The 11737-nt window shown below is 56.9% G+C and carries 7 protein-coding genes; 3 read left to right on the top strand and 4 right to left on the bottom strand.

Translation table 11 applies throughout. From position 1 onward, the window contains the following. Window positions 1–56 precede the first annotated feature (56 nt). The 4 genes from metH to ADH68_RS09515 form a co-directional block, all read right to left on the bottom strand. Window positions 57–3863: a methionine synthase gene (gene metH, locus ADH68_RS09530; RefSeq protein WP_232321348.1), complete on the bottom strand. Its 3807-nt coding sequence runs from the start codon at window positions 3861–3863 to the stop codon at window positions 57–59. Window positions 3864–4128: 265 nt separating this feature from the next. Beyond that, window positions 4129–4713, bottom strand: a complete 585-nt coding sequence (locus tag ADH68_RS09525; RefSeq protein ID WP_068961016.1) for an IMPACT family protein — start codon at window positions 4711–4713, stop codon at window positions 4129–4131. Window positions 4714–4744: 31 nt separating this feature from the next. Then, window positions 4745–7180: a ferrous iron transport protein B gene (gene feoB, locus ADH68_RS09520; RefSeq protein WP_068961017.1), complete on the bottom strand. Its 2436-nt coding sequence runs from the start codon at window positions 7178–7180 to the stop codon at window positions 4745–4747. A 109-nt stretch (window positions 7181–7289) separates the two neighbouring features. Next, entirely contained in the window at window positions 7290–8435 is a 1146-nt protein-coding gene (locus ADH68_RS09515) for an ABC transporter substrate-binding protein (protein WP_068961018.1), read from the bottom strand. Between the two features lie 193 nt (window positions 8436–8628). Here ADH68_RS09515 and ADH68_RS09510 point away from each other — a divergent pair, with 193 nt between their 5' ends. The 3 genes from ADH68_RS09510 to ADH68_RS09500 all read left to right on the top strand — a co-directional run bounded on the left by ADH68_RS09510 (window position 8629) and on the right by ADH68_RS09500 (window position 11722). After that, window positions 8629–10194 carry a hypothetical protein gene (locus tag ADH68_RS09510; RefSeq protein ID WP_133165703.1) on the top strand — a complete coding sequence of 522 codons (1566 nt, stop codon included), beginning with the start codon at window positions 8629–8631 and terminating at the stop codon, window positions 10192–10194. Between the two features lie 136 nt (window positions 10195–10330). Next, a complete protein-coding gene (locus ADH68_RS09505; protein WP_068961020.1) occupies window positions 10331–11251 on the top strand; it encodes a ribonuclease Z in 921 nt (306 codons plus the stop codon). Between the two features lie 6 nt (window positions 11252–11257). Further along, window positions 11258–11722: a nucleoside deaminase gene (locus tag ADH68_RS09500; RefSeq protein WP_068961021.1), complete on the top strand. Its 465-nt coding sequence runs from the start codon at window positions 11258–11260 to the stop codon at window positions 11720–11722. Window positions 11723–11737: the final 15 nt, after the last annotated feature.

Below are 11737 nucleotides of genomic sequence, written 5' to 3'. Positions count from 1 at the left end.
TTGCAAGCCTAAGTGCAGGCTGCAAGCCCGGGTATTTCTTTTGCTATTGCTCAGGGTTACACTCCCGGAAGAAAACGCGACAGCTCGGCGGGAGCAACGCCACGGCGGGAGGCATAGTCCGACAGGCGCACGGCGTCGACATGCCCGACCACAAAGTAGTGGCTCCCGGGATGGGAGAACAGCAGTCCTGAAGTCGAGGCGGCAGGGTGCATCGCTCCATTCTCCGTGAGAGTTATGCCCATAGACGCATAGTCGAGCACATTGTCGGCAATGAAAATCAACGACTGGTCGGGGAGACTCGGATAGCCGAATGCCGGGCGGATGCCGCGGTAGGAGTTGTCGGCAAGAGCGCCCTTGGGCATAGCCTCGTCGGGAGCGTATCCCCACAGGGTTGTGCGCACATGCCAGTGAAGCCATTCAGTGGCTGCTTCTGCGAGACGGTCGGCGAGTGTGCGGTAGAGCAGCGAATGGTAGTCATCGCCGCGCTCCTTAAGCATTGCGGCCCGCGCCTCCACTTTATTTCCGGTGGTGACAGCAAAGAGACCGGCATAATCCACAGGGTGTCCATCCGGGGAAAGCGGGGCGACAAAGTCGGATAGGGCCATAGAGGTGTCGCCCGGTGTCGACGGCACACGGCGCAGTGTCGGGAAGGTCAGCGCTTCATCACCGCGTCCGATTATGATGTCATCACCGCGGCTTCCGGCGGGAAGGAGTGCCACACGCGCCGCAATGCCATCAGGGAGCAATGTGCGCTCTATATAATCGAGAGCCACACGTGCCTCCTTGGCGAGCTGCATGGCCTCGGCGGCTTTAGCCACACGTTGCTGCGGTACGGATGCGAGCCACTGAGCACGGCAATGATCGCAACCTTGAATCTCGGCGACAGCCGACAACGATGCGTCGAGCCCCCAGGCCGTCATGAATGCACGCCAGTTGATGAGGCGGCGCGCTTCCGCCACAGGAATCCTTACGTCGGTAAGGCCCGGGCATGAGGGTTTCTCGATAGGGAAATCCCATACAGGGCGCATCTCCAGTGCTTTATCGGGAGAGAGCGTAATACCGGATGCTTTCGAGCGACGCCTCAGCTGCTCGGCCTCGTACTCCTCACGCAGTCGTCGCTGCGCCTCGGCATTCTCATTGACAAAAGAGGCACACGTGGATTCATTCAGCAGCGACTTTACCACCGACGGAAGCATAGCGGCATCGCGGGTGTAGACTACCGGCCCGGAATAGCATGGCGCTATCTTCACCGCCGTATGCACAGCCGATGTGGTGGCGCCACCTATGAGCAACGGAATTGTCAGACCACACTCCTCCATAAGGCGTGCGACACCGCACATCTCCTCAAGCGAGGGGGTGATAAGTCCGCTCAAACCTATCATCACAGCTGAGTCGGCAATAGCGCGGTCTACGATATCCTGCGCCGGAACCATTACTCCAAGGTCGGTTATCTCCAGTCCGTTGCAGCGCAACACGGTAGCCACGATATTCTTTCCGATGTCGTGCACGTCGCCCTTTACAGTCGCAATCACCATGGTCTGACGGGCGGATACAGCGGTGTCGGATTGACCGGAGGCCTCTTTCGACTCCGATTCGATATAGGGAGTAAGCCACTCTACGGCACGCTTCATGGCATGGGCGCTCTTGACTACCTGGGGCAGGAACATGCGTCCCTCGCCGAACATTGTGCCCACGCGGTCCATACCCTTCATCAGCGGGCCGTCAATGACTGCTGACGGACTGCCGCCACACTCGGCAAGCACTTCGGCAAGCACCTCGTCGATGCCCTCTGTCATTCCGCGCTCCACCATTTTCTGCAACTTCTGCGAAGGGGTCTGCACAGCGGCGGCATCCTCCTTTTCCGCGGCAGTGGCGCCGGATGTCGCCTGCGGCTCCATCATCCGGGCCGCAATCTCCATAAGTCTTTCGGTGGCATCGTCGCGCCTGCACAGCAAGAGGTCGTCGATAGCCTCGCGGAGGGGAGCCGGAATGTCGTCGACAGGGATAGCCTCGGCGGCGTTCACAATGGCCATGTCCATCCCCAGCCGTATGGCATGGTGCAGGAATATGCTGTGCATTGCCTTGCGCACATACTTGTTGGCGCGAAAAGCGTACGACAGATTGCTTATGCCGCCGCTCACCTTAGCTCCGGGGAGATTGGTCTTTATCCACTCTACCGTGCGCAGGAAGTCGAGGGCCGAGCGTCGGCTCTGCATCAGCTCGTCGGCATCGGTAGAGCCATCGCCGCTGTCGACCACCGCGCCCACAGCGAGCACGTTGGGGTCGAAAATTATGTCGTGGGGCCGTATCCCCGCCTTATCCACAAGCAGACGGTAGGCCCGAGCACACACCTCGGTACGGCGCTGGAATGTCACAGCCTGGCCATTCTCGTCGAATGCCATCACCACTACGGCGGCACCCATGTCGCGCACGTCGCGGGCATGAGCCAGAAATGCCTCCTCGCCCTCTTTAAGGCTTATGGAGTTTACGACAGGGCGTCCCTGTATGCGCTTGAGTCCCGACATTATCGCCTCCCATGACGATGAGTCGACCATGACCGGCACCCGGGCCACATCGGGCTCGGCGCCGAGCCGGCTGATGAAGCGGGCCATCTCCTGAGGAGTGTCAAGCATGCCGTCGTCCATGTTCACATCAATCACCTGGGCGCCTTTCCCCACCTGAGAGCGCGCTATGTCGACAGCTTCCTGTATCGAGCCTTCCTTTATAAGCCTGAGAAACTTACGGCTTCCGGCCACGTTGCACCGCTCGCCTACATTCAGGAAATTGCGCTCGCGGCTTACCTCAAGAGGCTCAAGTCCGGCAAGAGTCATCACGCCGCCATCGTGCGGTATGGGGCGTGGCCGATAAGATGCCGCCGTACGGGCAAACTCACGGATATGGTCGGGGGTAGTGCCGCAGCAACCGCCCACGATATTGACCAGCCCGCGCTCCATCATGCGGCGCACCTTTGGCGCCATCACCTGGGGAGTCTCGTCGTACAGCCCCATTTCGTTTGGCAGACCGGCATTGGGATATACCGACACGGCAAACGGATAGCGCGACAATGACTCAAGATAGGGCATCATCCCTTCTGCTCCAAACCCGCAGTTAAGCCCCAGGGCAATAGGGTCGGCATGGGCCACAGTGGCGACAAATGCCTCCAGAGTCTGCCCCGACAGGGTGCGTCCGCTCTCGGTAAGCGTGACAGATATGATGAGAGGAACACGCACAGCAGTTGCCTCCATGGCACGGCGCGAGGCGAATATAGCCGCTTTGGCGTTGAGAGCGTCGAATATGGTCTCTATGACAAGGATGTCTACCCCACCCTCTATCAACGCTTTCATCTGGTCGAAGTAGGCGGCGGCAAGCACGTCCCAGTCAAAATCCGTGTCGGCATCGCCAATCGACTGTGCCATCGACAGCGACTTGCTCGTGGGGCCTACACTGCCCCCCACCCATACCTCTTGGCCTGGATTCTGCTGCATGAAGCGGTCGGCTGCATCACGCGCAAGCCGTGCGGCCGCCAGACTGATACGTGCCGCCTCACCTTGCAATCCGTATTCCGACAAGGATATCGCATTGGAGTTAAACGAGTTTGTCTCTATAATCCTTGCTCCGGCATCGAGATATGCCGTGTGTATTTCGCTGATGACATCGGGGCGGGTCACACACAGGATGTCGTTGCACCCTTTGAGATTGACCGGGCTGTCGGCCCACTCCTGTCCGCGGAAGTCGCTCTCGGTCAGCGCATAATCCTGAATCATAGTGCCCATTGCGCCATCAAGCACTATTATTCTTTCCTTAACTGAAGCAACAAGCCTCGCTGAGGCATCTTTCATTTTCAAGCTGTCTATATATGCCATAACACCACAAAGTTACACCTTTGCCACGAATTAAGAAACTGTCTAATCATAAATGTTGCCGATTCAATCGCCGAGGCAGGTTGGTATGATGTTTTGTCGCCGGGTGGTTGGAGAGTGTCCTGTCCTAAAACTGTGTGGACAAACCCGGACAGTTGGACAAAACCGGGACAGTGTCCACAATTGTCCACATAGTTTTAGGACAGGACAGACGGTGATTCAGGGCATGATGGACCGAAATGATGCGACACACCACACATGGCGGGAGTCACAAGGATGTGCCGTCGATGTCGAGCAAACGGGCGGTGAACCGCTCCATATCGTCGGAGGGCATGGCCACGGTCATCGAGCATGCATTGTCAAACTCCTGGCTCACTACCTTTACGCCGGTATCCTTTACCAGACGCATCACATCGTTCATCGACAGGTAGGGAAAGGTAAACGACAGCTGTGCCATTTCGCTCCGCTGTATTATGCTCCCGGCCTCTATTGCCTCTCTGGCCGCCTCGCGATAGGCCGCGATAAGCCCTGAGGTGCCGAGCTTGATGCCGCCGAAATAGCGCACCACCACAATCACCACATCGGTGAGGCCAAACGAGTTGATCTGCCCGAGTATAGGCTTGCCGGCGGTGCCCGATGGCTCGCCGTTGTCGTTGCTCTGATAGTCGAGACGCCGTGCGTCGAGCATATAGGCCCAGCACACATGGCGTGCGTCGTGGTACTTACGGGCGTATCCGGCAATCACGGCCTTGGCTTCCTCGGTGCTCTCCACGGGATGGGCAAAGGCGAGAAATTTGCTCATTTTCTCGGTATATTTTGCTTCGGAAGGCTCGGCCAGGGTGAGGTAGTCCATATATGTGTGGGGGTCTTCGTTAAAGCGTTGATTATATGATAAACGATGCTCCCTGATATACCAGGAATGCCACCAGCCACGCCACCATAGTGTTGTAGATGATGGAGAATGCCCCATAGCGCCATGAGCCTGTCTCTCTGACGATAGCCACCACAGTGGCCATGCAGGGGAAGTAGAGCAGCACGAACACCATCAGGCTGAGGGCGTTGGCGGCGTTGAAGTCGGGGCGGCCGGTGGCGCAATTGGGGGCTGTGAGACGGGCCGACAGCGCTGTGTCGTCAATCTCCTCGTCGCCGGTGTACAGCACTCCGAGGGTCGACACCACAATCTCTTTGGCGGGAGCACCCGCAAGCACGGCCACTGTAGAGCGCCAATGGAAGCCAAGAGGTTCCATCACGGGGTTGACGGCCTTGCCGAGCATCTGCAGGTAGGAGTCGCGGTCGGGGTCAATGCGCGAATCGTCGCCGGGAGCGAGCTGCACGGTGGTGTCGGCTGCCGGAGCGTCGTGAATCGGGAAATAGTTGAGCACCCACACGATGATGCTCGCCACCAGTATGATGCCGCCCATCTTTTTCAGATACTGCTCTCCTTTGCCCCACATATGGCGCAGCGACGACTTCATGGTTGGCAGACGGTATGGCGGCAGCTCCATTACAAACGGAGTCTCATCGGTCTTGAACCAGAAGCGGCGCAGCAGTCGGGCGGTGACTACGGCCACGAGTATCCCTAGCAGATACAGCGACAGGAACACCAATGCCGCATGCTTTGAGAAGAATGTGCCTACGAGCAGCACATATACCGGCAGGCGCGCCGAGCATGACATGAACGGATTGATGAGCACGGTGATGATGCGGCTTGAACGGCTCTCGATGGCACGGGCGGCCATGATGGCGGGCACGTTGCAGCCGAATCCCATCACCAGGGGTATGAACGACTTGCCGTGGAGGCCGATGCGGTGCATTAGCTTATCCATGATGAACGCCGCGCGGGCCATGTAGCCAGAGTCCTCCATAAACGATATGAAGAAATAGAGGATGAGGATATTGGGCAGGAACACGATGACACCGCCTACACCGCCGATTATGCCGTCGGCCACGAGGTCTTTCAGCGGTCCTTCGGGCATGTATGTCTCCACCAGGGCGGCTATCCACGCCACGGCGCTCTCTATCCATGCCATGGGATATGAGCCTATCTCGAATGTGCACCAGAACATGAAGAGCATGATGGCGAGGAATATCGGGAAGCCAAACAGACGGTTGGTGACAAAGGCGTCGATGATATGTGTGGTCTTGGCTTTCTCTTTGGTTGAGTCGACAAATGTCTCGGCCAGCGCTCCGTCGATAAATCCGTACTTCTCGCTCGCTATGATGGCCGACACGTCGTCGCCTGTACGTTTCTCGATGAGGGCGTCGCACCGGTCGCGCAGTTCCAACAGCTTCTTGTGGTCGGGCGACTCCTTTACGATTGCCTCTACCTCCGAGTCATGCTCAAGGAGCTTTATGGCAAGATAGCGCGGCGAGAAGTGCACCCCGATAGCAGGGTCGGCCTTGATGGCGTCCTTTACCATGGTGACGCTCGGCTCGATTTCCGGGCCGAGATTCACATGCACATGGCGCACTACCTGCTCTTTCCCTTCGTATACCCGTATTATGGTGTCGAAAAGATTGTGAAGGCCCTCGCCCGTGCGCGACACTGTGGGCACCATCGGCACTCCGATCATCTCGCCGAGCATGCGGTAGTCGAGAGTGGCACCAGAGTGCTCCAGTTCGTCGTACATGTTGAGGGCGATTACCATCGAACGGTCCATGTCGATAAGCTCGGTGGTAAGGTAGAGGTTGCGCTCAAGGTTGGAGGCCACCACTACGTTGACCACTATGTCGGGCATCTCGTCGCGCAGATAGCGTCGCACATACAGCTCTTCGGGCGAATAGCATGCGAGGGAGTATGTGCCGGGGAGGTCTACGATATTGAAGCGGTAGCCTCCGTAGCTGAAGTGGCCGCGCTTGGCGTCGACAGTCACTCCGCTGTAGTTGCCCACATGCTCCTTGGCTCCTGAGGCGATGTTGAACAGCGACGTCTTGCCGCAGTTGGGGTTGCCCACAAGGGCTATGTTGATGGTGCGCTGGGTGCGCCTTGCATGTTCATGCGGGTCGGCGGCGGCAGAGCCGTCGGTATCCTCCTGCATGGATTCGGACATGTCGGCGCCCTGCTGCGCACGCGGCCTTGCATCCATGTCGCATGCTTTGAGCCTCACCACCTCCACCAGGTCGGCCTCGCTGCGGCGCAGCGACAGCTCGTAGCCCATGATGCTGTATTTTATGGGGTCGTTCAATGGCGCGTTGAGCAGCGATTTTATTTCCTGCCCTTTGACGAAGCCCATCTCCATCACGCGTTTGCGGAATGCACCATGGCCCAATATCTTTACTACCACTCCGGTCTCGCCGGTCTTTAATTCAGATAGACGCATATTCTCAGTTGGTTACCGCAAAGTTCCGAAATTCATTTCAATTCTCATCCGGCAGAGAGGGATATTATTTAAAACCAGTATAAATAATAACATTATTTAACAGCAGACACTATTGAAGACGCCGGTAATACACGAGGGAGTCGGCGGGCAATATGCCGGGGTGGAATATGGTGATGAGGTCGCGGAGTATGAGGTCGGGGTGCATTATGCCCGACTCGTAGTAGTCGTTGCCTCCGGCCTTGGTAGTGCGCAGGTTGTTGTTGTAGACCTGTGCGTTGCGGTAGCATCTCGTGTCGGTAAACTTTGGGCATGCCGCCTTTACCTGGGCGAGAGTGGTGGCGGTGCCGGTGTTGATCCACATGTCGGCCGAGGATGTGAGCATATATGCCTCCTCAAGGTCAATAGGGCGCGAAGCGTTGCCGCTGTTTTTCTTGTATATGTAGTCGCCTCCGGCGTCGGCTATGAGGCGCACGGTATAGTTGTCGGTCGAGGGCATGAACCATGAGTCGCCGTAGGGCATGTTGAGCATCACCGTCGGAGCTTCACCGACGGTGGAGTCAACGCGTGCCTTGAGGTCGTTGTATCTTTGTGGTATCCCGATGAATACGCTCTCGCCCTTCTGGCGTTGCCCGGTTATCTCAGCCAGTGCCACCACCCATTCGGCCTTGCCTAAAGGCGACTCCTCGAGATAGTCGCCGATGTATATGTAGGGGATGCCGAGCTCGCGCAGTTTGCTCTCCATCGGATTGGGACCGTTGACCCCATAGAGCATCACCAGGTCGGGGCCGGCGCCTGTCAGACGCTCGTAGTCTACGGCACCCTCAAAGCCTACGTCGGCTATGCTGTCGCGGCGCGATTGTATGGCGGGGTTGTAGATATAGTCGATGCCCGACACTCCGCAGACTCTGCCAGTAGCTCCGATGGCATCGAGCATGGCAATCTGGGTCGACGACATGGTGACGATGCGCCGTGCGTTGCCGCTGATTACCTGCCCGTCGAAATCCGCCGGAGCCTTTTCTCCGCCACGCTCTATGAAGAGGCGGCGCACTATGCTGTCGGCTCCCTGCCAGGGGTTGACCGACTCGATTATCACACTCTCGTGGGCCGAGTCGCCGAGTATGCGGAATCCTCCGGCATATTCCGGAGTATACATCTCGGTGGTCAGGACATCGGACACGGCAGAGGCGTTACGGCTGCCGCACGAGGCCATGGTAAACAGAAGAAAGAGAGAGGCGCTGAGTATCGTAAATCTCATATGACGGTTATGATGTTGTTATGAGCATATCTTGATTATGCTGCAAAGGTAGCAAAACTCATTGTTTTGTATGCCACAACTCACGATTATATCGGGTGAATCGGACAAAATGCAAACAAAACCGCTCATGCAGTTGCATAATGATGCGCATTTGATTAAATTTGATAAATTTTAACTTCTTTAATCTAACCGAATGAATAGAATCTACACAACGTTGTCGTCTGTCGCATTGTCTGTTGCGGCATTTACCGTGAGCGCGGAGCTAAGTCCCGTGCAACTTGCTGTCGGCGCGTCGCCCGCTGCCGTGGTGCCTGCGTCTCCCTCACGTGCCGACGAGGCCGCCAAGAAACCGGGCGAGGTCGACGAGGCCATAGTAAAAGGCGGATGGAAGAATATCGGCAAGGGCATGTGGTATGAGGACCTCCTCTGTGCCTACGAGGACTTTATGGACGCCACCGGCACCAACTGGCAGGTAGACATCGAGGAGAGCGAGACCGTGCCGGGCTACTACCGCATACTGCCCTACTATGAGGGCACAATAATAGCCGAGCTCAACTGGGAGGCCGACTGGAACTACATCTATATCGACGCAACCGATCCGGAGAAGGTGGTGGCCAAGGACTTTGCTCCGTATGACTATTTCCTTATGAGCCATACCGTGCCTGAGAACGGATGGAGCGAGGATGCCTCCAAGGGGTATGGCAAGCTGGAGGAGGGGATAATAACCTTTCCGCGCAATGCGTTTTCGGCATATATCGACATCTATGGAGAGTGGATGCTCACATCGTTCAACGATGGCGTGAGGATTGCTCTTCCGGGAGCAAAGATTACCGATTACTCCATACACTATTCGCTCGATTTCTGCCAGGTGAGCTCCGACGTGGAGTTTACACTCACTTATGGCGCCTCTGCGGCCAAAGCGGTAGGCGGGGTATACAAGGGATTCTATGCAGGCAGTGAGGAGAATATCGCGTCGGTGGCAAAGACCGGCAAGGAACTGACCGGCGGCGAGCAGAGCTACAGTCTCTCCGACGGCATGTACACATTCTTCGTAATCCTGCTTGACGCCGACGGCAATGTGGCCGCAAGCAAGGTGAGCAACTTCTTCGTATACAACGACGACAAGTCGGCATGGGAGGATATCGGCACGGTAGATTACTCCGACGATATCTATGGCTCGGCGTATGAGTCGGTGATACCGTTCACACAGTCGCACAAGGTGATAATAGAGCGCAACATCAAGAATCCCGGTCTTTACCGTCTGAAGAATCCCTACTACACGAGCTGGGAGTACTATACGCGCTTCAACCTGCATCTCGACCGCCACTACCACACCCACTACATTGAGATTGACGCCTCTGACCCCGACAAGGTGGTGATGCGCAGTTCCAATCTCGGTGTCAACGTCACCTTTGCCGGATATGGCATTGTGGAGTCGCTGCCGACATTCAATGAATCGCTCGGATGCCCGGCGGGAAACCTTTACGGCACACTGAAGAATGGTGTGATATCATTCCCGGCCAACAGTCTGGTATTCTACGAGCATGGCAATCCCAATGCATATGTGGTCAACCGCAACGCACGTATGAATTTTGTGCTCCCCGCCACCTCGGCAATCGAGGATGTGGAGGAGGATACCGAAGGCGGCATGTCGGCCCCGGTGTACTACGACCTGACGGGACGCGTGACGGCCAATCCGGTAAAGGGCTCGCTTTACATAAAGCGCATAGGCTCCAAGGCTGAGAAAGTAGTGTTTTAATCAATCTCGACTATAGTGGTGTCGCCGGCATATATGTGTGTGCCGGCGACATTTTTTTCGTAACTTTGCAGCCTCTTTACCGATTGTCGATGGGCCCGGCACCTGTCAGCGGCATTGACAACGATAAATTTTAGGTATGGCACAATTTCAAATAAATTATCTCGGATGTGGCTCCGCTACTCCTACCCTCAGGCATCTGCCCAGCTGCCAGGTGATTGACTTCCGCAACAATCTGATGATGGTCGACTGCGGCGAGGGCGCCCAGCTGTCGATGCGGCGTGCGCGTCTGAAGTATTCGCGCCTGTCTCACATATTTCTGTCGCACCTACATGGCGACCATTGTCTCGGGCTGCCGGGGCTTCTGTCGACTCTTGCTCTTACCGGCAAGGAAGGGGGCACCATCACCATACACACCTTCAAGGAGGGTGCCGCGATATTCCGCCGTATAATGGACTTTTTCTGCCGCGAGACTCCGTTTGACATACAGTATGACATCATCGCACCGGGCACCAACGATGTCATCTGGGAGTCGGATGCGCTTGAGGTGCGCGCTTTCCCGCTCATCCACCGTGTGCCGACTACAGGATTCATTTTCAAGGAGAAACCCAAGTTGCGCCATATCATAGGTGACGCAGTGGCATTCCATCAGGTGCCGGTACGCGAGATGCAGGCGATAAAGGCCGGGGCCGATTTCGTAAAGCCCGACGGTACAGTCATTGCCAATGAGCGGCTGACACGTCCCGCCGACCCGTCGATGAGCTACGCCTATTGCTCCGACACCGTTTTCAGCGAAGCCGTGGCCCGTGCCGTCGAGGGGGTGGATGTGCTGTACCACGAGGCCACCTACCTCGACGCCGAGCACGAGAAAGCCCATATGCGTTTCCACTCTACAGCCGCCGAAGCCGCACGGGTGGCGCAGCTTGCGGGTGTAAAGCGCCTTGTGCTCGGACATTTTTCAAAGCAGTATGCCGACGAGGAGGGGCATCTTGCAGAGGCTCGTGCCATATTTCCAGACACCATAGCCGCCAATGAGGGCCTGCGTATCGATTTATTGTAATGCATTATGGGACAGACTATTGATATACGCCATACGGGAGATGACGAGCGATGGATGCGCGCAGCCCTTGACGAGGCTCGCCGGGCCATGGAGGCCGACGAAATACCCATCGGAGCTGTGATAGTGGCCGGCGGACGCATTATCGGCCGAGGACACAATCTCACCGAGACTCTTTCCGATGTCACAGCCCATGCCGAGATGCAGGCGATTACCGCGGCCGCATCGACACTGGGAGGCAAATATATGCCTGACGCCACACTCTATGTCACCGTAGAGCCATGCCCTATGTGTGCCGGCGCTATCGGCTGGAGTCAGATACGCAGAGTGGTGTACGGAGCCTCGGATGAGAAACGGGGCTACTCCCGTATCATGTCGCGTTCGCCCTTTCATCCGAAGTGTACGGTTACATCCGGTGTGCTTGCTGAGGAGTGCGCCTCTCTGATGCGCTCATTCTTCGCCTCCAAACGATAAACACATCTACGGGAT

This window comes from Muribaculum intestinale, assembly GCF_002201515.1.
Lineage (GTDB): Bacteria > Bacteroidota > Bacteroidia > Bacteroidales > Muribaculaceae > Muribaculum > Muribaculum intestinale.
The sequence above is the reverse complement of the archived record's forward strand: the minus strand, read 5'-3'. Positions and strand labels throughout refer to the sequence as shown.